This window comes from Streptomyces rhizosphaerihabitans (assembly GCF_025399795.1).
GTDB classification, from domain to species: Bacteria; Actinomycetota; Actinomycetes; order Streptomycetales; family Streptomycetaceae; genus Streptomyces; species Streptomyces rhizosphaerihabitans.
On the sequence record NZ_JAODTZ010000023.1, the window covers coordinates 124,502 to 147,426 of the forward strand.

The window sequence follows — 22,925 nt, forward strand, 5'->3', positions numbered from 1 at the left end:
AGAAGCGCCGGCGGCCGGGCCTCACCTAGCGTGGCGCACGGAGTCGGCGCATGCGAACCCGGCACCGCGCGCGAAGCTGGTTGGATCGAGGCAGGCGATGCCGGCGGAGACCGTGAAGGCGGCCCGCCCGACAGATGGAGACAGGATGAGCAAGGCCACGAGGACGGACACGCGGCCGCCTGCGCCGCATGGTGCCGACAGCCACGATCTGATCCGGGTGCTCGGCGCGCGGGAGAACAATCTCAAGGACGTCAGCATCGAGATCCCGAAGCGTCGGCTGACGGTGTTCACCGGCGTGTCCGGCTCGGGCAAGAGCTCATTGGTGTTCAACACGATCGCCGCCGAGTCGCAGCGGCTGATCAACGAGACCTACAGCAGTTTCGTGCAGGGATTCATGCCCACGCTCGCGCGGCCCGAGGTCGACGTCCTCGAAGGTCTGACCACCGCCATCATCGTCGACCAGCAGCGGATGGGCTCCGATCCCCGCTCCACGGTCGGCACCGCCACCGACGCCAACGCGATGCTGCGCATCCTCTTCAGCCGGCTCGGCAAGCCGCACATCGGCCCGCCCAGCGCGTACGCCTTCAATGTCCCCTCGGTCAAGGCGAGCGGTGCCATCACCGTCGAGCGCGGTGACAAGAAGGCGGTGAAGGCGACCTTCAACCGCACCGGCGGCATGTGCGTGCGCTGCGAAGGCCGGGGCGCGGTCTCGGACATCGACCTCACCCAGCTCTACGACGACTCCAAGTCGCTCAACGAGGGCGCGATCACCATCCCGGGTTACGGCTCGGACGGCTGGAACATGCGCCTCTACAAGGAGTCGGGCTTCGTCGATCCGGACAAGCCGATCCGCAAGTACACGAAGAAGGAACTGCACGACTTCCTCCATCACGAGCCGACCAGGATGAAGATCGCCGGCATCAACATGACCTACGAGGGTCTGATCCCGCGTATCCAGAAGTCGATGCTCTCCAAGGACAAGGAGGCGATGCAGCCGCACATCAGGGCGTTCGTGGACCGGGCCGTCGCCTTCACCACCTGCCCCGAGTGCGACGGCACCCGGCTCAGCGCGGGCGCCCGTTCGTCGAAGATCGAGCGGATCAGCATCGCCGACGCCTGCGGGATGCAGATCAGCGACCTGGCCGCATGGGTCCGCGGTCTCGACGAGCCCTCGGTGGCACCGCTGCTCTCGGCGCTCCAGCAGACCCTCGACTCGTTCGTGGAGATCGGCCTCGGCTACCTCGCCCTGGACCGTCCGGCGGGCACGCTGTCCGGCGGCGAGGCACAGCGCGTCAAGATGATCCGCCACCTCGGCTCCTCGCTCACCGACGTCACCTATGTCTTCGACGAGCCCACGGCGGGTCTGCACCCCCATGACATCCAGCGGATGAACGACCTGTTGCTGCGGCTGCGCGACAAGGGCAACACGGTGCTCGTCGTGGAGCACAAGCCGGAGACCATCGTGATCGCCGACCACGTCGTCGACCTCGGCCCCGGCGCGGGTACGGGGGGCGGCTCCGTCTGCTTCGAGGGCACGGTCGAGGGGCTGCGGACCGGCGGCACCGTCACCGGCCGGCACTTCGACGACCGGGCCTCCGTCAAGGAGACGCTGCGGAAGCCCACCGGCACGATGGAGATCCGCGGCGCGTCGGCGAACAACCTGCGCGATGTCGACGTCGACATCCCGCTCGGGGTGCTGGTCGTCGTCACCGGCGTCGCCGGGTCCGGCAAGAGCTCGCTCGTGCACGGGTCCATCCCGGCCGGCGAGGGTGTGGTGTCGGTCGACCAGGCACCGATCCGTGGTTCGCGGCGCAGCAACCCGGCGACGTACACCGGTGTGCTCGACCCGATCCGCAAGGCCTTCGCGAAGGCCAACGACGTGAAGCCGGCGCTGTTCAGTGCCAACTCCGAGGGCGCCTGCCCCACCTGCAACGGTGCGGGCGTCATCTACACGGACCTCGCGATGATGGCGGGAGTCGCCACCACCTGCGAGGACTGCGAGGGCAAGCGGTTCGACGCGTCGGTCCTGGAGTACCACCTCGGCGGCCGTGACATCAGTGAGGTGCTCGCGATGTCGGTGGACGAGGCCGAGGAGTTCTTCGGCGCCGGTGAGGCGCACACACCGGCGGCGCAGCGCATCCTCGGGCGGCTCGCCGATGTCGGGCTCGGTTACCTCACTCTCGGGCAGCCGCTCACCACGCTGTCCGGTGGCGAGCGGCAGCGGCTCAAGCTCGCCACGCACATGGCCGACAAGGGCGGTGTCTACGTCCTCGACGAGCCGACCACCGGCCTGCACCTCGCCGACGTGGAGCAGTTGCTCGGTCTGCTCGACCGAATCGTCGACTCGGGCAAGTCGGTCATCGTCGTCGAGCACCACCAGGCGGTCATGGCACACGCCGACTGGATCATCGACCTCGGACCCGGAGCCGGTCACGACGGAGGCAAGCTCGTCTTCGAGGGCACGCCGGCCGACCTCGTCGCCGCCCGCTCCACCCTCACCGGCGAACACCTCGCGGCCTACGTCGGCGCCTGACCGGGGCCCGCGCGGACACGTGGGACGGGTTCCGGCCGCCGAGCCGAACTCGTCCCACCCGACACCCGGCACCCGCCGGACGGCCGGCGCCCGGCACCGGACGGACGTCGGCGCCCGGCACCGGACGGACGGGCGGCGCCGGGCACCGCACGGACGACCGAAGCCCGGCACTGGACGGACGCCGTCGCCTGGCCCCGGACGGACGGGCGGCGCCGGGCACCGGACGAAACGACCGAAGCCCGGCCCCGGGCGGACGCCGTCGCCCGGCACCGCACGGACAGGCGGCGTCCGGCGCCGGACGAACGACGAAGCCCGGCACCGGTCCAGCCGGGAGTCGAGGAGCGTCGGCGCCTCCGAACAGAGCCTGCCCTGACCGCAGGTGGCGACCCGCCAGCGGGGCCGGCCCGGGTCAGGAGGGGCGCTGCCAGACCCACCGGGCTCCGCGCGCGCCCTGCCCGAAATGCACCTACGGTTGACGCACAGAGTGGCGCCCGCGGACAGCGAACCCTTCCGCTTCCAGCGCCCCCGTCAGCGCATCAGGAGGCCGGCCGCCATGACCACAGCATCCGAAACCCCCGTCCTGGACACCCTCGCCGCCATGACCGTCGACTCCCTCGAGCGGTGCGGACTGCCCACGGACCAGCTCCTCCTCACCCGCATCGCGGCGCTCGCGGCCTCGGACGCGCCGCCCATCTCCTACCTCGCGCACATCGATCCCGCCATCAAGGCCGATCTGACCATGGCCCAGGTGCAGGACGTCCTGGTGGCCATCGCCCCCATCGTGGGTACGGCCCGTGTCATGACGGCAGCGGGCAACATCGCCTCGGCGTTCGGTGTCGCGATCGCCGTCGCCGAAGCGGAGATCGAGGCGGAGGTCGCCGCCGAGGGCGAGCGCTGACACGGCTGTTGAACACGGACGCTGTGACGGGGCCGGGCGGGGCCGGGCGGCCCGCCCGGCCCCGCCCCGCCGTGCCCCTCGCTTCTCCTCCCCCTTGGCCTCATGGCCGGATGAGCGTCACCTCGCGACGGTGGGAGTCCTGGACCTCGGGGGACCAGTCGCCGGTGCAGTAGACGGACACCTCGCTCATCGAGCCGTCGCGTACGTCGGCGCGGAGCAGTTCGCGGCAGTACCAGGTACCGTCCGCGTTCTCCCAGCGCTCCTCGAACTCGATGACGATGCCGGTCTCCGTGACGTCGGTACGGTGGCGTGGCACGGTGCCGAGGAAGGGATGGCTGGTTCGGCGCAGGGCCACGAGGTGGTCACGGCCGGATGTCTGGAGCCGCCACTGGGGCAGGCTGAGGTCCACGAACACATCGTCCGTGAAGAGTCCGGCGGGGGCGCTGTTCGTCCGCAGGAACTCCACGAAGAGCTCGGCGAGTTCCTTGGCCCGGCGGGCGTCGAGGGTGCTCATGACGGTGCCTCCGCGAGATTGCGGCCGATCGTCCGCATGGTGCGGTCCAGTTCGGTGGTGGGGCTGAACTCGACGACTTCGGTGCCGGCGAAGAGGAGGGGCAGGTGGCCGGGTGCGCCGTAGTAGGCGTCTCCGGTGTGGAAGACCTCGTCGTGGTCGGCGTACCGGAACACGATCTTTCCGGAGATCACCTGGCCCCAGTGCGGACACTGGCACCGGTCGTCGGGCAGCCCCCTGAAGAGCGGCGCCGGATCCATGTCCGCCTTCATGGTCTCGTACGAGACGGTGTACGGGCCGACCTCGGCGTACCGGCCCTCGATCACCGGCTCGTCGACCTTGAGTTCCGCCTCCGCCTTGGCTGTGCGTGGCATGACGTCCTGCCCTTCGTTCCCCGGCCGTACCCGGTCGCGTACGGCGCCTTCACCCATCAGGCGTGAGACCGGACGGCACAGTGTGAGGTGACGGCTCACCGGCGTCGGTCGTGTGCCGGTGGTCCGGTCCCGGGGACTCACAGGCGCCAGGCGGGCGGGTTCTCGGGCTCGTAGACGCAGAGGGTGCCCGTCCGCACGGCGCTCTCCAGGTGGCGTCCGAGTTCCGGGTGGACCGCAGCGACCCGGCGGACGGCGGCGCGCACGCGTGCCGTGACGGCCGTGCGGGCGCGTTCCACGGGCGAACCGGCTCGGCGGACGTGGCCGCCGATGCCGTACGCGGCGGACAGCTGACGGACGAGCGCGTCCTTCTCCTCCGCGATCCGGCGCGACCGTACGGCGTCCCCGCCCGCGTCGGCGTCCTCGGCCTTCTCCTCCAGCTCCCGCAGGCGTCGCCGGTACGCGGCGCGCGCGGGAGCGTCGATCACCTCGCCCAGATCACCGACAGGGTGCATGTCCGCGGTACCCGTACCGCCGGCGGCGGTGGTCCCGGGCATCGCCAGGTCGACCGCCGGGACCGGGGTGCCCGGCCGCCCGAGGAGCACGGCGATGTCGCGCAGACCCTTGCTGTCGGGGAGGCGGGCCTCCCGGCCGGCGTAGACCAGGTGCCACAGCGGGCCTTCGCGGCGGAAGAGCGGTGCGGGCAGGGGGGAGCCGGGCCGCCGCGCGGGGGCGTCGGGCCGCACCGCGGTGGGGCGGGCCGGATCCTGGAGTCCGGCATCAATGGGGCGGGCCGGGGCGTGGGGCCGCGCATCGGCGGAGACCGGGATCGGCGCGCTGTCGCTCGTGCCGTCCCGCGCTCGGACGGTGCCGCCGCGGAACGCCGACGGTGCCGGAACGGCTGTCCCGGTTCCGCTCTCCTGAATGTTCTGTGTCCCCGCCGTCCCCGCCGTCCCCGCCGTCCCGGACGTCTCTGCCGTCCCCGCCGTCCCTGTCATCCTGGACGTCCCTGTCGTCCCCACCGTCTCCTCCGCGATCCGCTCGGCGAGTGCGACCGCTCCGGCCTCCAGGGCGGCCCGCACGGCGCGGTCACGGTGGTGGCGGGCCGTCCGGTCGTCACCCACGGACCGGGCCAGGAGGGCCAGTTGACGGTCGACCGGGCCCCGGATCGCCGCGCCGATGCCCTCCACCACGAAGAGGCCCGCGTACGGTGCCAGGGCGTCGTAGAGCAGGGACGCGGAGGGGTGGGTGCCCACCGCGCCGACGGTCTCCGCAGCCTGCGCCATCATCGGCAGCCACTCGCTGTCCCGAGGAGCCCGGACGAGCGACGGCATCGCCGCGGTCAGGCGCCGCGAAGCATCCTCCCGTCGGCCCAGCTGCGCGGCGAGCAGGCCCAGCGTGACGCGCGGCCACACACCCGGCATCCGCTCCAACGGCGCCCGGTCGCGGAGCCGTTGCAGGCTGTCCCGGTCGCCGGTCTCCGCGTACAGACACCAGCGCTGCGTCTCCGCGAGGAGCGTGGCGTTGGCGCTGCCCGCCGCGCCGCCCAGAGCCTCCACCTCGTCGAGCGCGGCGGCACAGTCGTCGTAGCGCCCCTCCATCAGGGCCCGGGTGCCGCGCCACAGCGGCACGTACCACGCGTACAGCGGTTGCCGCAGCGGCCGGGCCGCCATTTCGTACGCCGCTGCCTGGGCGTCGGCCTCGGCGAACGAGCCCGTCTCCATCAGCGCGACCAACCGCAGCCGCCGGCCGAGGAGTTCGAGGGCGAGGTCGCGCCGGGAACGGGCCACGGCGATGATCTCCTGGGACCAGTCGAGGCGGTCACGGCAGTGGTCGGGGCCGGGCCGGGCGTCACACAGGGCCGCGAGCGCCGGTCCGAGGGCCGCCGGGTCGTCGACCCCGCGGGCCGTGGACACAGCCTCCTTCGCGAGAGCGACCCGGTGTCCCTCCGGTTCGAGCAGAGCCGCTGCCAGGGACAGCCGGGCCGTGACAGCGGCCCGCAGCGCGGCGTGCGCCGGATCACCCGCGAGGGAGGAACGCGCCTCGCCGAGCAGGTCGACCTGCTCACGGTCGGCCACATCGACCTCGAAGCCGACGGGACCCGTGCCGAGTCCCAGCACGGCCCGCGCGAGCAGATCGGGCCGTCCCGCCCGGCGGGCGAGCGAAGCGGCGCGCAGCAGCGCGGAACGGGCCGCCGTCCAGTCGCCGGACCCGAGCCGCGCCGCCCCGAGCCCGAGCAGCACCTCGACGCGTTCCTCTGCGTCACCGAGCCCCTGATCCGCGGTCTCGCCACCATCGACGACCGCCCCAGGGGCTCGACCGACACCCACAGAGACACCGGCACGGGCCCCGGCACTGCCCCCGGCCTCCTTCGCAGCCTCGACGCCGCCCATCCCGTACGCCTGCGCGGCTCTCTCGTACCAGCGCGCCGCCTCCTCGAACGCGAGAAGCCCCGCGGCCCGGTCGGCGGCCTCCCGGCAGTACCCGGCGGCCTCGCGTGCGTGTTCCGGGCCGGCGAGGAGGAGGTGGTGGGCGACCTCGGCGGGCCCGGTGTCGCGCCCGCGCCGGGTGTGGTCGGCCAGAACGGCCGCCACCGTGTGGTGCAGCCGGGCCCGCTCGCCGGGCGCCGGCCGCCCGGACAGGGCCTCGCGCAGGAGGTCGTGCCGGAAGCGGCCCTCGTTCGCCCCGGCCTCCGCCAGGAGTCCGGCTCCGGCCGCTTCCCCGAGCAGGGCGCGCACCTCGTCGAGGGGTACGGCGGCGGAATCGGCGAGCACGTCGAGCCGGAACCGCGTTCCCAGCAGGGAGGCGATGTCCAGCAACTGTGCGGCGCTGGGCGACAGTTCGGCGGTGCGGGCACGGACCGCGTCCCGCACCCGGACGGAGACGGCCGTCGCCGGGACGTCGGAAGCGGGTCCGTCGAGGCCGCCACCCGTCCGGAGGAGCTCCGTCACGAAGAACGCGTCACCGCCCGTGTACCGGGCCAGGGCGCGTACGGCCGAAGGCGCGGGTGCGTCGCCCGTGGCGGCGTTGAGCAGAGCGGCCACGTCCTTCTCCCGGAGCGGTCCCACCGGCAGCGCGCGGCCGCGGCGCAGCAGCTGGGCGCGGGCCCAGGCGCGGTCGTGCCAGGCGGTGTCGTCGTCGCGGGCCGTGGCCAGCAGCAGGACCCGGGCACCGCGCACGGCGTCCGAGGTCTCCAGGAGCAGCCGCAGGGAGGAGGCGTCGGCCGCGTGCACGTCGTCGAGGACCAGCAGCAACGGCCGCTGCCGTGCCACCGTCGTCAGGACCTCGGCGACGTCACCAGCCAGTCCCAGCCACGCCCCTTCCGGGTCCGCGTCCCGGCTCGTGTCCGTCCCCTCGCCTGCCGCGGACCCGGCCAACAGTGCCCGCAACGACGGTGACGCGGCGACCGGGCGCCCGCAGTGAACGTCGTCGACGACGAGTTCGCGCAGCAGCCGCGACCAGGGCCTCAGCGCATGTTCGACGGCGTCCGGCGGGCACCATGTCCACACCGCGCGAAAGCCCTCGGCACGGGCGACGGCCTCCTCGGCGAGGCGGGTCTTGCCCGCTCCCGCAGCTCCTGTCAGGGTGACGAGTCCGCCCCTGCCCGCGACGGCGCGCTCGCCTGCCTCTCGGAGCTCGCCGAGCACGTCCTCGCGTCCCACGAACGGGAAACCCGTCACCATGGCAGTCCTCGTCGGTCCCTTCGGGTCGGCCGTCCTCGTCGCTCCGAGCCGGTCCTTCGCCGCTCCGCCCCCTCCGTAGAGCGTAGGCAGGGGACACGAAGGCCGCGAGGCGCGGACACGCCGGTACGGCGGACCCGCAGACCGGGATCGCCGTACGGGCGCGGTGTCGAAAGGGGTGGGGCGGTGGCAGGGGTGAAGGGCACGGACAGCGACCGCGGGCCGCGGGTGGACAACCCTTGGCTCGGACAGGCAACTCCGCTCCGAATCAGCTGTGTTGATGCGCACGCGGCGGCATCGGCAGCCCGTGCCGGGGTTGTTGGCCGGCCCGTTCCGGCGATCGGGACGGACGAAGACCCCGCCGTCGGCTGTTTCGCCGGGCGGCGAGGTCTTCGTCGCGTGGGTCAGGCCGTCTTGATCGTGACCTCGATGTCGCCTCGGGTCGCTTTGGAGTAGGGGCAGATCCGGTCCGCCTTCTCCACGAGTTCCCTGGCGGTGGCCTCGTCGACCGAGGGGATATGGGCGGTGAGTTCGGCGACGATGCCGAAGCCGGCGTCGTTGCGGCCGATGCCGACGCGGGCCGTCACGCTGGAACCGGTGATGTCGATCTTCTCCGTCTGGGCGATGATCCCGATCGAGGCGTGGAAACACGCGCTGTAGCAGGCGGCGAAGAGCTGCTCGGGGTTGGTGCCGCCGCCCGTACCGCCCAGTTCCTTGGGCTGGCTGACGACGATGTCGAGCTTGCCGTCCTCAGTGGAGACGCGGCCTTCTCGGCCGCCCTCGGCGGTGGCGACTGCGGTGTAGAGAGCTTCGCTGGGCTTGATGGGCATCTCTTGCGTACCTTCCGTCGGTTGTGTGTGCGCCTGGATCGGATGGACGGCGACCCGAGTGGCGGCATCCGGTGCGCGCCGCCCGGTGCGTGCCGCCCTCTCGGGGTCAGAGCGTCGTCGGCTTCGCCTCGGCCGTCTGCGCGGCCCCGGACGTGGAACCTCGGGCGGGCTGTCCCTGGGGCGCGGCCGGTGGGGCCTTGATGACGAGCCCGAGGCCCGCCAGGCCGGACAGGACCGTGACGATGGAGCAGAAGAGCAGTACATGCCCGTAGTCGGAGGCGTCGGCGCTCGCCCTGCTGAGCAGGGTGGCCAGCGTCGCGATGCCGAAGGCGCCGCCGACCTGACGGGCCGTCTGGTTGAGCCCGGTCGCCGCCGCGAAGCGCGGCGGGGAGACGGAGAGGGCGGCGGCGGTCGACGTTCCCGTGGTGATCGCGCCCATGCCCGCGCCGGCCAGGATGCCGGTGGGCAGCCAGTAGGTGAGGAAGCGGGGCTGGTCGGGCAGGGTGAAGGCGAGGAAGAAGCCGGTTCCCGCGAGGACGATCGCGCCGGCCACCACGACCGTCCGTGGGCCGTACCTCGTCTGGATCCTGCCCGAGTACAGGGCCACGAGAGTCGCCGCGACGGCGCCCGGGGTGACCGCCAGGCCCGCCTTCAGCTCCGACCAGTGCCATACCGAGGTGACGTAGAGGACGCCGACCAGGAGCCACGCGTACAGGCAGGCGCCGTAGAAGAACACGGACAGGTTCGCCAGCGCGAAGGTACGGCTGCGCCACAGGCCGGTCTCCACGGCGGGGGCCGAGTGGGTCCGGGAGCGCAACAGCGTGATCGCCATGGCGGCGGCGCCCACGGCCAGGCAGCTCAGCGTCGCCGCGCCGCCCCAGCCCCAGTCCCCGCCCTTGGAGATGCCCAGACCGAGCAGGCCGATGCCGGCCCCCAGCAGGATCGTGCCGATCGGGTCCGGCAGCCTGCTGCCCTCCGGGCGGGCCGCCCGGGGAATGATGTGCGCGCGGAGCAGGAGCAGCAGGCCGAACGGCACATTGATCAGGAACAGCGACCGCCAGCCGAGGGTGTCGACCAGGACACCGCCGATCGACGGGCCCACCGCGGCAGCGAACGCGGAGGCCGCACTCCACTTGCCGATCGCGGCGCGGCGCCGCTCGGGCGGTGTGTCCATCAGGACGATGGCGAGGGCCGCCGGGATCATCGCGGCGGCTCCGGCGCCCTGCAGGGCTCTGGCGGTCAGCAGGACGGGGATGTTCGGGGCCAGTGCGCACGCGAGGGACATCGCGGTGAAGACGGCGATGCCCGCGGTGAACAGGGAACGCCGGCCGATCACGTCCGCGAGCCGGCCCGCGGGCGCCAGCAGGGCGGCGAACAGGGTGGCGTAGACGGTGATCACCCAGGACAGGTCCGCCACGGCGGAGTCCTGGAAGTCCTTGTGCAGATCGGGGATGGCCAGATTCACGATGGTTACGTCGAGTACGGCCAGGAAGGTCGCGCTCGACGCGAGGAGCAGAAGCGGCACGTACCCCCGCTCGGCCGCCGGTTCGGCGGGCCCAGTTCTCATCACCAACACCTCCAACATACCAATGGTCGGAATGTATTTATGTGACATGCTCGACGGTCAATCCGGTTGTCACGGAGCCGGCCGACCCGTCGCGTGCGCTCCCGGGTCGGCGTGCCGGGGGAGGGGGCCGTCATGTCCCCCGTACGTCGAGCGCTTGCCTCGACGGCTTGCGTTCGGTGCGCGCCTCCGAGGTGGCAGGGCGTTCCGAGATCTCTCCCGCACAGCTCTCTCAGTGGCTGTGGAGCTGGCCTCGGAGCGTCGTCAGATACCAGCCGAGCTGGGCGAACACCGCGGATGCCAGGACGGCGTGGCCGCGCATCGAGGCGTGCATCATGTCCGCGCTGAACACGCTGCGGGAGCGGCTGGTGGGGTGGGCCCACATGTCGATGACGAGGGCGCCGTGCCGAGCGGCCACCTTGCGCACCAGGTCGTTGAAGATTTCGATGCGGCCGCTCAGGCCTCCGCCGCCGAGCTGTTCGGGGAAGACCTTGGTGATGTCCTGGATGGTGAAGACGAAGACAACGGCGCCGCTCTCGCGCAACTGCCGGACCATCGCGTCGAGTTCGGCCTCCACGGCGGCCGCCGAGAAGTCGCGGACGAGCAAGTCGTTGCCGCCGCACACCACCGAGGCGAGATCGGGACGGAAGTCCAAGGCCTCCCTGAGCTGCCCCGTCCGCACCTCGGCCGCCTTGAGATGGCGTACGCCCAGATTCAGGTACTCCGTGCCGGGGTCGACCCGGCGCAGCGCCTCCAGGACCCGATCCGCCCAGGGTGTGTCCGCGTAGCCGGCGGAGGAATCCCCGAGCCCTTCGGCGAGGCTGTCCCCGATGACCGCGAAGCGTGTCCAGGGTGCGTTGCTCAGTAACCGGTCGGCGTCCTCGGGGGAGAGGACGTGTGCGTCGGCTTCCTCGGCGGTGGGTCCTTCGGTCGTGGTCATGTCTTTTCTCCGTTCTTGCGTGCGGCGTGATCCGCCGCCCTGTCTGCGGCCGTGACGTTACATTCCAACCGATGGTATGTCTATGGAATCCAGCATCGGTGAACTCTCGGTACGAGGGGGAGACGCTAAGATCGAACCGTGGATGTTTTCGGGGGGTCAGGAGGGCGAGTCGGATCCATGGGCAGTCAGCAGCGGGTACGCCGATCGCAGGAAGAGCGTTCTCGGACGACGACGAACGAACTGCTCTCCGCCGCGCGCAAGCTCTTCGCCAGAGACGGGTACACCGCGACCTCGCTCGACGCGATCTGCGAGGAGATCGGGGCGAGCAAGGGTGCGCTCTACCACCACTTCAAGAACAAGCGGGACCTGTTCCGTGCCGTCTACGAGGCGGAGGAGAACCGGCTGTCGAGCGCCATCGCGCAGACGTTCACTCTCCATGAGGACCCCTGGGACGGCCTGTACGAAGGCATGCGCGAGTTCCTGGTCATGTCGATGGAGCCGAGCACTCAGCGGATCACCCTCATCGACGCGCCGGGGGCGCTGGGCTGGGCGGAGATGCGGGCGATCCGCTCGGACTGCCGGCGCATGATCGCCTACGGTCTCGGTCAGTTGCTCGGCAGGGACCGTTCCCGCGCGGATGTCACGGCCGTCGCCTCGATGGTGCACGGCGCCGCCTGCGAGAGCGCGGTCGCGCTGGCCCACGCGGACGGCGACGCGGACGAGCTGCTCGAAGCCACGCTGCGTCAGTTCCGTCAGCTCTTCTCGTCCTTCGCGAAGGCCGCCTGAAGGGTTTCCGCACGCTCGTCCTGCCGTTCGGTGCGCCTACGGAACGTCTGGCGGCGCCGACCGGTCCTCCCGCGTCCGTGTGACGCGAGCAGGGGCGAGTGGAGGGGGAACACGGCCGGCGCACCGCTCGGCGCCGCCTTCCAGCGCTGAGGCCCGGCGCGGGACCCCGCACACCGGGCTCAACCGGTCCGGTCCCCGTACGCGGCCCGGCTGGCCTCGATCTCGGCGATGTGCTCGATCGCCCAGCCGGCCAGCGCGAGGGCCGGCGGGATCAGGCTCTTCCCGGTGGGGGTCAGCGCGTACTCGACGCGGGGCGGGACCTCCGCGTACGCCGTCCGGGACACCAGGCCGTCGCGCTCCAGGTTCCGCAGCGTCAGCGTGAGCATCCGCTGCGAGATGCCGGGTATCTGCCGCTGGAGGTCGGTGAAGCGCAGGCGCCCCTGCTCGAGGGTCGTCACGATCAGCAGCGTCCACTTGTCGCAGATCCGGTCGAGCACGGCGCGGATCGTCTGCCCGCCGTCTCCGCGGATCATGCAGGTGTGCTCGTACTGCGACATGACAGCTCCCTGTGGGTAGCGCACATTCATGTGCCTTTTGTGAGCCCCCCGACAGTGACTCATCATGAGGCAACTTACGCCTGGTAACTATTGCGCAAGGGGTCACTATGGACGTCGCCTACTGGATCGTCGCAGCGCTGCTGGCGGCGTTCTACCTCTATGCCGGAGGCATAAAGATCCTGCAGAGCCAGGAGCGGCTTCAGCCCATGATGGGGTGGGTCGATCGCGTGCCCATGCCGGTCGTCCGGCTCATCGGCACGCTGGAGGTGCTCGGCGCGGCAGGCCTGATCCTGCCGCCGCTCACCGGCATCGCGCCCTGGCTCGCCGTCGCCGCGGCGACTGGCCTCGTGCTGATCCAGGTCGGCGGAATCGCCGTTCACGTCTCTCGCGGTGAGGCACGGATGATCGGCCTCAACATCGTCCTGCTGGTGGCAGCGGCGGCGGCCGTCTGGCTGGGAACCACCCGGCTCTGACCCGATCCGCCGCACGTGAGGCCGCCGCACGTGAGGCCGCGACACATAAGTCCGCACACGACGCCGGGTGTACAACGCAAAGGGCGGGAGCCCGGCACATGGTGCCGACTCCCGCCCCGGAACGCGACCGCTCAGGTGCGGTAGGCGTAGTACGCGGCGTTCGGGTACGACGCGATGATGCTCGCCAACGACCTGTTGTAGGTGTTGGTGGAGTGGTACGACACGTACGGCAGGCCCTGCGGGCTGCGGTAGGTGACGATCATCGTGTGGTCCTTGGACCCGTCCTTGTTGAAGTCCACCTGCACCACGTCACCGACGTCCGCCTGGTAGACGTTGGCAAGGCTGGTGACCCGCTTGGAGGACAGGGCGAACCACGAGAACTCGTTGACACCGACGAACGAGTCCGACTGGATGTCGGAGTTCCCGAACCACTTGTGGAAGTCGTTCGTGTAACCGGGAACGTGCTTCCAGCCGCCGGCCTTCAGGGTCTGGCTGACGAAGTTGGTGCAGTCCCCGCCGGCGCCCTCCCCGTTGAAGTCAGGGTAGGCCGGGTTGTAGTTCTTCCAGTACTTCGCCGCGTACGCCGCCATGGCCTTGTAGTCGTAGCCGGTGGCCGAGAAGTTCTTCGGCTTGGCCGGCGCCGGCTGCGTGATCGCGGCGCGGGTGGCGGCGGGCGGGGTGTTGTCACCGGTCATCGGCGTGGCGACGAGCTTGGTGGTCGCGACCTGGTTGACCGCGATCCCGTCGTCCGTGTCCTTGATGTCGGTGAGCTGCCAGTCGCCCTTGCGGTCGGCCTTGAACGTCAGCGTGTGGTGCGCCTCGAAGCCGGTGGTCTTCGGCTCGGTGCCCTTGGCCTTGTCGTAGGCCAGCGCCGTCGTCTCGGTGACGTCGACAGTGGCGTGACGGCCCTTCACCACCGTACGGTCCAGCGACACAGTCGTGTTGGCCGAGCGGTACTTCTCGCCGAGCTCCGCCAGACGGGCCTTGCGGCTCTCCAGCTTCGCCAGCGCGGACTTCTCGGCACGCGACTGGGTCGAGGACAGCCGCACGTCGCCGGAGAACCGCGACGTCTTCTGCTTCGTTCCGTCGTTGTCCACCAGGGCGTCGGTGCGGTCGGTGAAGACCGCGTCCGCGAGCCTCTGGAAGGTGGCCTTGGTCGACGCGTCCACCTTGGGGTCGGCGGTGACACTCGCCGCGCCCGCAGACCAGTTGGGCAGCAGGGCTGCGCCGGCGACGACCGAGGCGGCCGCCGCTCCGATTATGGTTGCGCGTTGCCGCTTACGGCTCAGTTTCCTTGATTTCAATGGTGTTCCCCTCTACGCCGGTATTCGATACCGGAGCCGCATCCTCGCACGGCGTGTGTGGCTCCTGTGAAGGGGGTTGCCGAAGCGGTATCGAGGTGAGACGACGGAAAGCCGCAGCTCCGCGCTCGAAAGGGCAATCCCGGCAACCGGCCGTTCCTGCAGGGGCCCGGCCGCCGCTTCCGGAGCCGTCCGGCCGGAGGCGGCAGGCCTGCGCCGATTCCGGTGAGTGAGCGTCACCTGCCGGTGTGGGGAGGCGTACTGGGAGAGCGGATACTCCGTCGGACCGCTCCGCCAGAAGCTCCGCCAGATCGTTCCGTCGGACGGCTTCGTCAGATCGTTCCGTCGGACGGCTTCGTCAGACCGTTCCGTCGGACGGCTTCGTCAGACCGTTCCGTCCGGTGTTCGAGCAGGCGACGCGGGGGCGGCCGGTGCAAGGGGTCGGTGCGAGTGACCGTCGCCGGTACGTCGAAAGGCCATGACCCGCACGCCCCACGTACCCTCTTCACCGTGGCAGCATCTCCCTTGCATCGCGTCGCCGTTCTCGTGCTGGAGGGTGCCAAGCCACTCGATGTCGGTATCGCCGCGCAGGTGTTCACAACCCGGGCGAGCATGCCGTACGAGGTGCGGGTGTGCGGCGCGGAACCCGGTCTCGTGACCGGCGGCGACGGCCTGTCGTACCACGTCGCCCACGGCCTCGAACAACTTGCCTGGGCCGACATCGTCTTCGTGCCCGGCTACCGGTCTCCGGACCGTGAGGACCCGCCGCGGGCTGTCGTCGAGGCGCTGATCGAGGCCCATGACCGGGGCGCACGGCTCGCCGCCATCTCCACGGGCGCCTTCGCGCTCGCCGCCACGGGGCTGCTCGACGGCAAGCGTGCCACGACGCACTGGCACTACACGCGGGCGCTCGCCGCGAAACACCCGCTCATCAAGGTCGACGAGAACGTCCTCTTCATCGACGAGGGGAGTGTGCTCACCTCGGCCGGCGCCGCCTCGGGCATCGACCTGTGTCTGCACATCCTGCGCCGCGACCTCGGAGTGGCCGCGTCGAACCATGCGGCCCGGCGCCTGGTCGCGGCCCCCTACCGCAGTGGCGGTCAGGCGCAGTACGTGCCGCGCAGCGTGCCCGAACCGCTGGGTGAACGATTCGCGGCCACCCGCGAATGGGCGTTGCACCGGCTCGGCGAACCTCTCTCCCTGGAGGCGCTGGCGCACCACGCGGCCGTGTCACCGCGGACCTTCTCGCGGCGCTTCGCGGACGACACCGGATACACGCCGATGCAATGGGTCATGCGGGCCCGCATCGACATGGCCCGCGAACTCCTGGAGCGTTCGCAATGGAGCGTCGAGCAGATCGCCGCGGGCGTGGGTCTCGGCACCGGTGCCAATCTGCGGCTGCACTTCCAGCGGATCCTCGGCACCACCCCGAGCGAATACCGGCGCACCTTCACCCAGGGCGAATAGCTCGCCGAGGAGGAGCCCGCGAGGGTGGCGCGATCCTTGCGGACCCTGGCGATCTCGCCGCTGTCACGGCCCGATGCCGCGCGCGAACCTGGGAGGGAGCCGAAGGGACATCACTCATGACACGTATCGCCATCAATGGATTTGGCCGCATCGGACGCAATGTGCTGCGCGCGCTCCTCGAACGCGACACCGACCTGGAAGTCGTCGCGATCAACGACCTGACGGAGCCCGCCGCACTCGCCCGGCTCCTCGCCTACGACTCGACGGCCGGCCGGCTCGGTCGCCCGGTGACCGTCGACGGGGACACCCTCGTCGTCGACGGCAGGCGCATCAAGGTACTGGCCGAGCGTGAACCGGGTCAGCTCCCCTGGGCCGAGCTCGCCGTCGACGTCGTACTGGAGGCCACCGGCCGTTTCACCTCGGCCAAGGCGGCCGGGGCACACCTCGACGCCGGTGCGAAGAAGGTCCTCGTCAGCGCGCCGGCGGACGGTGCCGACGTGACGCTCGCGTTCGGCGTCAACAATGATGCCTACGACCCGGCCGTGCACACGATCGTCTCGAACGCGTCGTGCACGACCAACGCGCTCGCGCCCCTGGCCGCGGTGCTCGACGAACTCGCCGGTATCGAGCACGGCTTCATGACGACGGTGCACGCCTACACCCAGGAGCAGAACCTGCAGGACGGCCCGCACCGTGACGCCCGCCGCGCCCGTGCCGCCGCTGTCAACATCGCGCCGACCACGACCGGCGCCGCCAAGGCGATCGGCCTGGTGCTGCCGAACCTCGACGGCAAGCTGTCGGGCGACTCGATCCGGGTGCCGGTTCCGGTGGGCTCGATCGTAGAGCTCAACACCACCGTGGCCCGCGATGTGACACGAGACGACGTCCTCGCTGCCTACCGTGCCGCGGCGGACGGGCCGCTCGCGGGCGTTCTCGAGTACTCGGAGGACGAACTGGTGTCGTCCGACATCACGGGCAACCCGGCCTCGGCGATCTTCGACTCGGCCCTCACCCGCGTCGACGGCCGTCACATCAAGGTGGTCGCCTGGTACGACAACGAGTGGGGCTTCTCCAACCGGGTCATCGACACACTCCAGCTCCTCACCACCGGCTGATCCGACATGCGGCGGTCTCGCTCCCGCGTCCGCGCCCGGTGACGGCGGCCGATCCCTGATCGCTGACCGGTTGCCGTCGCGGCCACGCGGGGGGCGAGGACTTCGCCGTACGGCTGCTGCTGCGCGAGTTCGGCCCGAGGTGCCGCCGGAGTTCCGCGGAGCGGCCGTCCGGGCCGGGCGGCAGGCGGCCCCTGAGCCTTCTGTCGACCGTGGTGCGGCAGGATGGGGACATGAGCGTCGTCAAGATCAATGTACTGAGCGTGCCGGCCGAGCAGCGGGAGACGCTGGAGAAGCGCTTCGCCTCCCGTGCCCATGCCGTCGAGGGCTCCGACGGGTTCGAGTGGTTCGAGCTGCTCCGGCCGGTCGAGGGCACCGACAGCTATCTCGTCTACACCCGCTGGCGTGACGAGGAGTCCTTCCAGGCCTGGATGGAGGGCCCGATGAAGGCCGCCCACCAGGGTGGTGACGCGCAGGGCGGCGAGCGTCCCAAGCCTGCGGCGAGCGGGTCCACACTGTGGTCCTTCGAGGTCGTGCAGCAGGCGGCGCCGACCCAGCCGTAGACAGATCGTCGCGCGAACGGCCGGCGGCGCCTGAGCGCCGCCGGCCGTTCGCGCCTGCTCAAGGGCGCGCCGTGGTCGCCGGCCGGGTCGTCGGCTCGGTGAGGCTCTCGAACGCCGCCAGGCCGGTGTCGATGAGCGTGGCCGCGCGCCGGACGTCGGCGGTCACCGCCTCATGGACCTGTTCGGGCGAGCGGACCCCGTCCAGGTGCTTGCCCAGGCTCTGGAACCGGATGCTCCACAGTCCGAGCGGAGCGGTCGCCGCGATCTGCGGTTCAGGAGCGTCCGGGCTCGTCCGGGTGCGCCGGGCCGGCACCTCGGCCGCGACGGCGACGATTCGGTCGGTCATGTCGCGGTGACAGGCCCGCAGTGAGGGTGTGGATCTGGTCAGCGCGCCGAAGCGGCTGATCTTCGCGGCGGCCTCGACGGGGTCGTCCTGTGCCGCGGTCCAGGACGTCATTCCGTGCAACTCGCCCGAGAGGACCTGAAGGACCGCCCGGAGGGCGCCCGGAAGGGTTCGCCACCGACGAGGGCACCGGGTTCCGGTTCATCGCGAAGCCGAAGCCCGGCTGGAGCGGCATCGTCGACTGCGTCGTCCTGGAGGCCGACGAGCCCCGGCTGCTGCGCTGCTCGTGGACGGACCACGGCGGCGGCGAGACGACCGAGGTCGCCTACCGGATCGAGCCCCACGCGGCGGGGACGCGGTTCACCTACGACCACACGGGCTTCACGGGCACCGGCGGCTTCTTCGTGGCCCAGATCCTGGGCCACGTCCGGCGGAAGATGCTGCGCGTCGGCCTGTCCGCCGTCCTGAACGAACTCGACGAGATGGGCGACCTCCGTCCCGGAAGCACGCTCAAGCCCAAGATCTAGGGTCTCGCCGGAGGCTGGAGCTGGAGGCACCCAAGTGTGCCCCGGGCGATTCGGGCAGGAGGAGACCTCCGATCGGTGGGGGAAGGCTCTGGGGGAGCAACTCCGGCTGCGACCGCTGACGTTGAGTGGTCCGCTTGTCCGACGGCCGGGAACGGCGCGGGTGTTGGTCACGGGACGCCGACTTCGAACAGGACGTATCCGGCGTAGGAGCCCGAGGCGAGTGCCGCGATGGTGAGGACCGTGCACAGAACCGGAGTGCTGAGCCGACGCATGGCGGTGGCGCAGGGGATGAGGAGGGGGAAGGCCGGCAGCAGGTAGCGGGACACGTTCCCGAAGATCTGCTGGCTCCCCAGGACGAGAGCGATCGTCAGCAGGGTGTGCACGGTCAGGACGAGTGGTGGGCGCAGCCGGAACAGCAGAGGCAGGACGATCAGGGCCAGCAGGACGGTGCCGGCGGCGATGACGTCTTCGAAGGGGCAGGCGTAGAGGTAGTCGTAGTGGCCGACCATGAGCGACGCGAACACCTTGTAGGTGTGCTGGCCGTAGTCGAATGTGTGGGCCCAGGCGCCGTCCTGAAGTTTGAAGTACCCGCCGTAGTCGCCCATTCGGTAGCCCACCCAGCCCAGATAGCCGGCCAGGCCGAGAGGGGCGATCGCGACGGCTGCCAGCGGGCGCAGGAGCGCGTCCCGGCGCCCCGACCCGTCCGGGGAGGGGAAGTCTCCCGGACTGCCTGCTGCGCGGCGGTGCCGGAGCAGATCCACCAGTACGGCGAGAGCGAGCGCCGCGATCAGCGCGGTGGCCGTCGGCCGGGTGAGGCCCGCGGCGCAGGTCAGGAGGCCGGCGGTGAGCCAGTTCCGGCGCATGACGGCGTAGCAGGCCCAGGCGGCGAGGGCGATGTACAAGGATTCCGAGTAGCCGGACCACTCCATGCCCGAGCCGGGCCACACGGCCCAGAGCCCGGCGGCGGCCAGCCCGGCCCGCCGGCCGCTGATCCGAGCGGTCACGGCGTAGACGGCCAGTGCGGCCACGAACGAGGCGGCGATGGAGACCGCCAGGCCTGCACCGAGCAGACCGAGCCCGGTGCAGGAGGAGACCAGGCGCATCAGGGCGGGGTACAGCGGGAAGAACGCCGCGGAGTTGCCCTCCAGGGTGATCAGACCGGTGGCACCGGGCACCGGTACGAGCGCGGGGTGGTAGCCGTGCGCGGCGATCTGCTGGTACCACCAGCCGTCCCAGGTGGCCAGGACGTCCCAGGTGTGGGCGCCGCCCCCGAAGCGGGGGTTCTTCCTGCGGAAGTCCCCGGAGGAGTCCAGCAGGTACATGAAGACGCAGAAGCCGATGAGCTTCATCGTGCCGTACAGGGCCAGGACCTGGCCGTGCTGCGGCGCCGCCCCGCACAGCCGTGCCCACCGGTCGCGGGCGCGTTCGCGGACGTGTTCGCGAACGCCTTGGCGGGCCGAGGAAACGGCGAGCGCACTGGAGGAGAGCGGGGCGGCTCCCGGCGCGTCGGAGTGTGCGCCCTGAGCCGGGCTCGTATCGTCCGGTTGTCTGACCGTCGGCCAACGGACAGTCGTGCGGGGCCTGTTGTCCTGCGGTGCAGGGGGGTTCGCGGGGCCGGGGTTGTTCATCGCGGCTCGCTTCCCGTGTCGTCGCCCTGGGTGCCGGCGGTGAACACCCAGGTGCGCAGGAGCAGGAAACGCAGCAGCGTCGCCGCCAGGTTGGCCGTGACGAGGACGATGATCTCGATGGTTCGTCCGGGTCCGTGCGTCCAGCGGTGCAGCGCGGCCAGTGACCCGCTGGTGAGCGCGAGGCCGAGGCCGAACACGGCAAGTCCCTTGGCCTGGTGGCGCAGTGCGCCACCCCGGCCGCGCAGCCCGAAGGTGAGCCGTCGGTTCGCGGCCGTGTTGGCGACGGCGCAGACCAGCAGCGCCCATGCGTTGGCGGCCTGAGACCCCGTCACCGGACGCAGGGCCGCGTAGAGCAGGACGTACCCGATCGTGCTCACCACACCCACGGCGCCGAACCGCAGCAACTGAGCCGTGAGCGAGGCGGGCGGCTCACCCTCGGAGGTGCGGCCCAGCCGCGCCGTCGGGAGCGTGCCACGGGCCAGCGCGTGGCCGATCCTCGCGATGCCGCGCAGGTCGGCCACGGCCGTGGAGACCAGGTCGACCCGGCTGTCGGGGTCGTCCACCCAGTCGACCGGTACCTCGTGGATACGCAGCCCGGCGCGTTCGGCGATCACCAGCAACTCGGTGTCGAAGAACCACCCCGAGTCCTCCACCAGGGGCAGCAGTCGCTCGGCGACATCGCGGCGGATGGCCTTGAAACCGCATTGCGCGTCGGAGAAGCCGACGGCGAGAGCGGATCGCAACAGGGCGTTGTAGCAACGGGAGATGATCTCCCGTCGGGGGCCCCGGGTCACCCGGGAGCCGCGGGCCAGCCGGGATCCGATGGCGATGTCGGAGTGCCCGGATATCAGCGGGGCGACCAGCGGCAGGAGCGCGTTCAGCTCGGTGGACAGGTCGACGTCCAGATACGCGAGCACCGGCGCCTTCGAGCCCGACCACGCGGTGCGCAGGGCTCGGCCACGCCCCTTCTCGTCGAGTCGTATCCACGTGGCCTCGGGCAGGTCGGCGGCCAGCCGGGCGGCGATTCGCGGGGTGGCGTCCGTGCTGGCGTTGTCGGCGACGGTGATGCGGAAGGGGTACGGGAACGTCTCGCGCAGGTGGGCGTGCAGGCGCCGCACGCTCGGCTCCAGGTCCGTTTCCTCGTTGAACACGGGGACGACCACGTCCAGGACGGGTTCCGTGTGGTCCGCCGGCAACGGCATGCGGACGGGCAGGCGGTCATCGGGCCCGCGTTCGACGGGCAGCCGTTTTCCGGTTTTTCGCTCCACGGGCAGTCCCCTTTCGAGGTCCTTGAAGTCCGCGAAGTCCTCGAAGCCCGGGGGAGCGGACCGCAATGCCTTCGTCATGATTCGTCCTCTTCTGTGCGCCGGCGCGAGGCAGGCCGAAGACGCTCACGGCCGAACTGCGCTGACGGAGTGCGGATATGGGTGCTGTGCGGACAACGGGGTGAGGCAGTCGGGCGGCGGCGGGCCGGAGCCTGTCCGGAGGCAGAGCCGGCCCGCAGAACCGGCCCGCAGAACCGGCCCGCGGGAGCGGACTGGTCGAGGTCGTGCCGGAGCTATCGGGTGTTGGTCGTTCCGGGCGACGACGACGGATGGTCGAGGCTCGACGTCGGTGAGTACGACGGGGTCTCGCTCGGCGTCACCGGCGCGGTGGCGGGCGCACTGGTCGTCGCGGTCCCCCCGGGGCCGTAGGCGACGGAGCTCGAACTCCCTGTCGTGGTCGGTGTGTCGGGCGGACCGGAGGCTCCGGCGGTGTCCTCGGCCGTGGCGGTGGCCGACTCGGTGGAGCTCCCGCTCGGGGACGAGGTCGGTGACGGGGTGGCGTACGGGGAGGTGGGGCTCGTCGAAGGCTGAGGTACAGGGCCCAGCGGCATGTCGCGGTCCGGGGTGTGCGGCAGCAGGAACAGGCCGACGCTGATCCCGGCGACAGCCAGGACGCAGCTCGCGGCCTTCTGCGCCGCCCGGACCCGGCGGCGGACGCGCACACCGTCGCGGAGGCTGTTCTGCTGTGCGGGCTCGAATGGGGTGTGTTCCTGGGCGTCGCGCATCATCCGCGCCAACTCCCGCTCGAAGTGATCCATGCTTTCCTTCACCCCACCGGCTCGATGACATCCGCCAGGATCTGGCGCAGCCGCGCCACACCGCGTGACGCGTGGGAACGGGCGGTGCCCAGTGGGCAGCCCAGGACCTCCGCGACCTGCCTTTCGGGCAGATCCTGGTAGTAGCGCAGGACTACGGCCGCCCGCTGCCGGGGCGGCAGTTGGGCGAGGGCCGCCTCCAGCCGCGACCGTTCCACCACGGCCGCGGACTCGTCCCCCGTGTGTGCCAGGTCCGGCAGTGCCTCCACTGGGCGTTCGCCCCACCACCGTCGTCGTGCGGAGCGGGCGGCGGCGCGTGCCAGGATCTTCCGTACGTACGCCTCGGGCGCCTCGTCGGCGACCTTCGCCCAGACGAACCAGAGTTTGACCAGGGCTTCCTGGAGCAGATCCTCGGCGCGGTGCCGGTCACCCGCGCAGAGCAGGCGGGCGAGGTGGAACAACGCCGACCAACGGGCCGCGACGAACGCGTCGAAGCCGTCGATCCCCTCGGCTCTTGTCTGTTCCATCCGCACCGTCCCCGCATTTGCCGCCTTCGTACACCTGGGGAAAGACGCTGACGGGCGCCTCGCTATGCACCCGAGCCGGGTGATCTGGGTCACGCCGGGCGAGGTCCGGTGAGGGTCGGGCGGGAGAACGGGAAGGCGCTGCGGGCACGTTGGACGCTCCGGGGGTCTTGGGGATGGCGCCGTCGGCGGGCACGCCGGAAGCGCGTCAGCGCCACCAGACAGGCGCGGGGGGCA

General features: G+C 71.2%; 21 protein-coding genes. 8 read left to right on the forward strand and 13 right to left on the reverse strand.

What is annotated here, in order from left to right; translation table 11 throughout:
* Nucleotides 1-145 precede the first annotated feature (145 nt).
* Both N4G66_RS23310 and N4G66_RS23315 read left to right on the forward strand, forming a co-directional pair.
* Nucleotides 146-2,533 (forward strand): excinuclease ABC subunit UvrA, encoded by a 2,388-nt coding sequence (locus tag N4G66_RS23310; protein ID WP_261706111.1) that lies wholly within the window; start codon nt 146-148, stop codon nt 2,531-2,533.
* A gap of 553 nt (nt 2,534-3,086) precedes the next feature.
* Nucleotides 3,087-3,431, forward strand: a complete 345-nt coding sequence (locus tag N4G66_RS23315) for a carboxymuconolactone decarboxylase (RefSeq protein ID WP_261706112.1) — start codon at nt 3,087-3,089, stop codon at nt 3,429-3,431.
* 100 nt (nt 3,432-3,531) lie between these two features.
* Here the strand turns inward: N4G66_RS23315 and N4G66_RS23320 are convergent, their stop codons facing one another.
* The 6 genes from N4G66_RS23320 to N4G66_RS23345 all read right to left on the reverse strand — a co-directional run bounded on the left by N4G66_RS23320 (nt 3,532) and on the right by N4G66_RS23345 (nt 11,327).
* Nucleotides 3,532-3,945, reverse strand: coding sequence for a hypothetical protein (locus N4G66_RS23320; RefSeq protein WP_261706113.1), 414 nt, complete (start codon nt 3,943-3,945; stop codon nt 3,532-3,534).
* Complete coding sequence (locus tag N4G66_RS23325) at nt 3,942-4,316, reverse strand: hypothetical protein (RefSeq protein WP_261706114.1); 375 nt, start codon at nt 4,314-4,316, stop codon at nt 3,942-3,944. The genes N4G66_RS23320 and N4G66_RS23325 overlap by 4 nt, the downstream gene beginning before the upstream one ends.
* 137 nt (nt 4,317-4,453) lie before the next feature.
* Complete coding sequence (locus N4G66_RS23330; RefSeq protein ID WP_261706115.1) at nt 4,454-7,996, reverse strand: ATP-binding protein; 3,543 nt, start codon at nt 7,994-7,996, stop codon at nt 4,454-4,456.
* 401 nt (nt 7,997-8,397) lie between these two features.
* Nucleotides 8,398-8,823 (reverse strand): organic hydroperoxide resistance protein, encoded by a 426-nt coding sequence (locus N4G66_RS23335; RefSeq protein WP_261706116.1) that lies wholly within the window; start codon nt 8,821-8,823, stop codon nt 8,398-8,400.
* A gap of 106 nt (nt 8,824-8,929) precedes the next feature.
* Nucleotides 8,930-10,390 (reverse strand): DHA2 family efflux MFS transporter permease subunit, encoded by a 1,461-nt coding sequence (locus tag N4G66_RS23340; protein ID WP_261706117.1) that lies wholly within the window; start codon nt 10,388-10,390, stop codon nt 8,930-8,932.
* Nucleotides 10,391-10,619: 229 nt separating this feature from the next.
* Nucleotides 10,620-11,327: an SGNH/GDSL hydrolase family protein gene (locus tag N4G66_RS23345; RefSeq protein WP_261706118.1), complete on the reverse strand. Its 708-nt coding sequence runs from the start codon at nt 11,325-11,327 to the stop codon at nt 10,620-10,622.
* 177 nt (nt 11,328-11,504) lie between these two features.
* On the opposite strand from N4G66_RS23345, the gene N4G66_RS23350 reads away from it, so the two are divergent.
* On the forward strand, nt 11,505-12,113 hold the full coding sequence (locus N4G66_RS23350) for a TetR/AcrR family transcriptional regulator (RefSeq protein WP_261706119.1): 609 nt from the start codon (nt 11,505-11,507) through the stop codon (nt 12,111-12,113).
* A 179-nt stretch (nt 12,114-12,292) separates the two neighbouring features.
* On the opposite strand, the gene N4G66_RS23355 is transcribed toward N4G66_RS23350, so the two are convergent.
* Nucleotides 12,293-12,670, reverse strand: coding sequence for a winged helix-turn-helix transcriptional regulator (locus N4G66_RS23355; protein WP_261706120.1), 378 nt, complete (start codon nt 12,668-12,670; stop codon nt 12,293-12,295).
* Between the two features lie 107 nt (nt 12,671-12,777).
* On the opposite strand from N4G66_RS23355, the gene N4G66_RS23360 reads away from it, so the two are divergent.
* On the forward strand, nt 12,778-13,143 hold the full coding sequence (locus tag N4G66_RS23360) for a DoxX family protein (protein ID WP_261706121.1): 366 nt from the start codon (nt 12,778-12,780) through the stop codon (nt 13,141-13,143).
* A 131-nt stretch (nt 13,144-13,274) separates the two neighbouring features.
* Here the strand turns inward: N4G66_RS23360 and N4G66_RS23365 are convergent, their stop codons facing one another.
* A complete protein-coding gene (locus tag N4G66_RS23365) occupies nt 13,275-14,447 on the reverse strand; it encodes an amidase domain-containing protein (RefSeq protein ID WP_261706122.1) in 1,173 nt (390 codons plus the stop codon).
* Between the two features lie 507 nt (nt 14,448-14,954).
* Between N4G66_RS23365 and N4G66_RS23370 the strand changes: the two genes are divergently transcribed.
* From N4G66_RS23370 to N4G66_RS23380, 3 genes are all read left to right on the forward strand, one after another.
* Nucleotides 14,955-15,911, forward strand: a complete 957-nt coding sequence (locus N4G66_RS23370; RefSeq protein ID WP_261706123.1) for a GlxA family transcriptional regulator — start codon at nt 14,955-14,957, stop codon at nt 15,909-15,911.
* A gap of 116 nt (nt 15,912-16,027) precedes the next feature.
* Nucleotides 16,028-17,026 carry a type I glyceraldehyde-3-phosphate dehydrogenase gene (gene gap, locus N4G66_RS23375; protein WP_261706124.1) on the forward strand — a complete coding sequence of 333 codons (999 nt, stop codon included), beginning with the start codon at nt 16,028-16,030 and terminating at the stop codon, nt 17,024-17,026.
* Nucleotides 17,027-17,256: 230 nt separating this feature from the next.
* Nucleotides 17,257-17,586, forward strand: coding sequence for an antibiotic biosynthesis monooxygenase family protein (locus N4G66_RS23380; protein WP_261706125.1), 330 nt, complete (start codon nt 17,257-17,259; stop codon nt 17,584-17,586).
* Nucleotides 17,587-17,644: 58 nt separating this feature from the next.
* Here N4G66_RS23380 and N4G66_RS23385 read toward each other — a convergent pair whose 3' ends face one another.
* On the reverse strand, nt 17,645-18,043 hold the full coding sequence (locus N4G66_RS23385; RefSeq protein ID WP_261706126.1) for an acyl-CoA-like ligand-binding transcription factor: 399 nt from the start codon (nt 18,041-18,043) through the stop codon (nt 17,645-17,647).
* Here N4G66_RS23385 and N4G66_RS23390 point away from each other — a divergent pair.
* Nucleotides 18,022-18,456 carry an SRPBCC family protein gene (locus N4G66_RS23390; protein WP_261706127.1) on the forward strand — a complete coding sequence of 145 codons (435 nt, stop codon included), beginning with the start codon at nt 18,022-18,024 and terminating at the stop codon, nt 18,454-18,456. The genes N4G66_RS23385 and N4G66_RS23390 overlap by 22 nt on opposite strands.
* Nucleotides 18,457-18,623: 167 nt before the next feature.
* Here the strand turns inward: N4G66_RS23390 and N4G66_RS23395 are convergent, their stop codons facing one another.
* From N4G66_RS23395 to N4G66_RS23410, 4 genes are all read right to left on the reverse strand, one after another.
* Complete coding sequence (locus tag N4G66_RS23395; protein WP_261706133.1) at nt 18,624-19,805, reverse strand: hypothetical protein; 1,182 nt, start codon at nt 19,803-19,805, stop codon at nt 18,624-18,626.
* Between the two features lie 275 nt (nt 19,806-20,080).
* Nucleotides 20,081-21,286, reverse strand: coding sequence for a bifunctional glycosyltransferase family 2/GtrA family protein (locus N4G66_RS23400; protein ID WP_261706134.1), 1,206 nt, complete (start codon nt 21,284-21,286; stop codon nt 20,081-20,083).
* 356 nt (nt 21,287-21,642) lie between these two features.
* Nucleotides 21,643-22,167, reverse strand: coding sequence for a hypothetical protein (locus N4G66_RS23405; RefSeq protein ID WP_261706128.1), 525 nt, complete (start codon nt 22,165-22,167; stop codon nt 21,643-21,645).
* A gap of 8 nt (nt 22,168-22,175) precedes the next feature.
* The gene (locus tag N4G66_RS23410; RefSeq protein ID WP_261706129.1) at nt 22,176-22,691 is read right to left on the reverse strand and encodes a SigE family RNA polymerase sigma factor; all 516 of its coding nucleotides are present in this window, start codon (nt 22,689-22,691) and stop codon (nt 22,176-22,178) included.
* Between the last annotated feature and the right edge of the window lie 234 nt (nt 22,692-22,925).

Coding starts and splice junctions, on each gene's coding strand:
- gap (WP_261706124.1), top strand. CDS start 16,028: ATGACACGTATCGCCATCAATGGATTTGGCCGCATCGGACGCAATGTG.
- N4G66_RS23385 (WP_261706126.1), bottom strand. CDS start 18,043: ATGACGTCCTGGACCGCGGCACAGGACGACCCCGTCGAGGCCGCCGCG.
- N4G66_RS23395 (WP_261706133.1), bottom strand. CDS start 19,805: ATGAAGCTCATCGGCTTCTGCGTCTTCATGTACCTGCTGGACTCCTCC.
- N4G66_RS23355 (WP_261706120.1), bottom strand. CDS start 12,670: ATGTCGCAGTACGAGCACACCTGCATGATCCGCGGAGACGGCGGGCAG.
- N4G66_RS23315 (WP_261706112.1), top strand. CDS start 3,087: ATGACCACAGCATCCGAAACCCCCGTCCTGGACACCCTCGCCGCCATG.
- N4G66_RS23325 (WP_261706114.1), bottom strand. CDS start 4,316: ATGCCACGCACAGCCAAGGCGGAGGCGGAACTCAAGGTCGACGAGCCG.
- N4G66_RS23405 (WP_261706128.1), bottom strand. CDS start 22,167: ATGGATCACTTCGAGCGGGAGTTGGCGCGGATGATGCGCGACGCCCAG.
- N4G66_RS23380 (WP_261706125.1), top strand. CDS start 17,257: ATGAGCGTCGTCAAGATCAATGTACTGAGCGTGCCGGCCGAGCAGCGG.
- N4G66_RS23400 (WP_261706134.1), bottom strand. CDS start 21,286: ATGCCGTTGCCGGCGGACCACACGGAACCCGTCCTGGACGTGGTCGTC.
- N4G66_RS23320 (WP_261706113.1), bottom strand. CDS start 3,945: ATGAGCACCCTCGACGCCCGCCGGGCCAAGGAACTCGCCGAGCTCTTC.
- N4G66_RS23330 (WP_261706115.1), bottom strand. CDS start 7,996: ATGGTGACGGGTTTCCCGTTCGTGGGACGCGAGGACGTGCTCGGCGAG.
- N4G66_RS23340 (WP_261706117.1), bottom strand. CDS start 10,390: ATGAGAACTGGGCCCGCCGAACCGGCGGCCGAGCGGGGGTACGTGCCG.
- N4G66_RS23335 (WP_261706116.1), bottom strand. CDS start 8,823: ATGCCCATCAAGCCCAGCGAAGCTCTCTACACCGCAGTCGCCACCGCC.
- N4G66_RS23350 (WP_261706119.1), top strand. CDS start 11,505: ATGGGCAGTCAGCAGCGGGTACGCCGATCGCAGGAAGAGCGTTCTCGG.
- N4G66_RS23345 (WP_261706118.1), bottom strand. CDS start 11,327: ATGACCACGACCGAAGGACCCACCGCCGAGGAAGCCGACGCACACGTC.
- N4G66_RS23310 (WP_261706111.1), top strand. CDS start 146: ATGAGCAAGGCCACGAGGACGGACACGCGGCCGCCTGCGCCGCATGGT.
- N4G66_RS23410 (WP_261706129.1), bottom strand. CDS start 22,691: ATGGAACAGACAAGAGCCGAGGGGATCGACGGCTTCGACGCGTTCGTC.
- N4G66_RS23360 (WP_261706121.1), top strand. CDS start 12,778: ATGGACGTCGCCTACTGGATCGTCGCAGCGCTGCTGGCGGCGTTCTAC.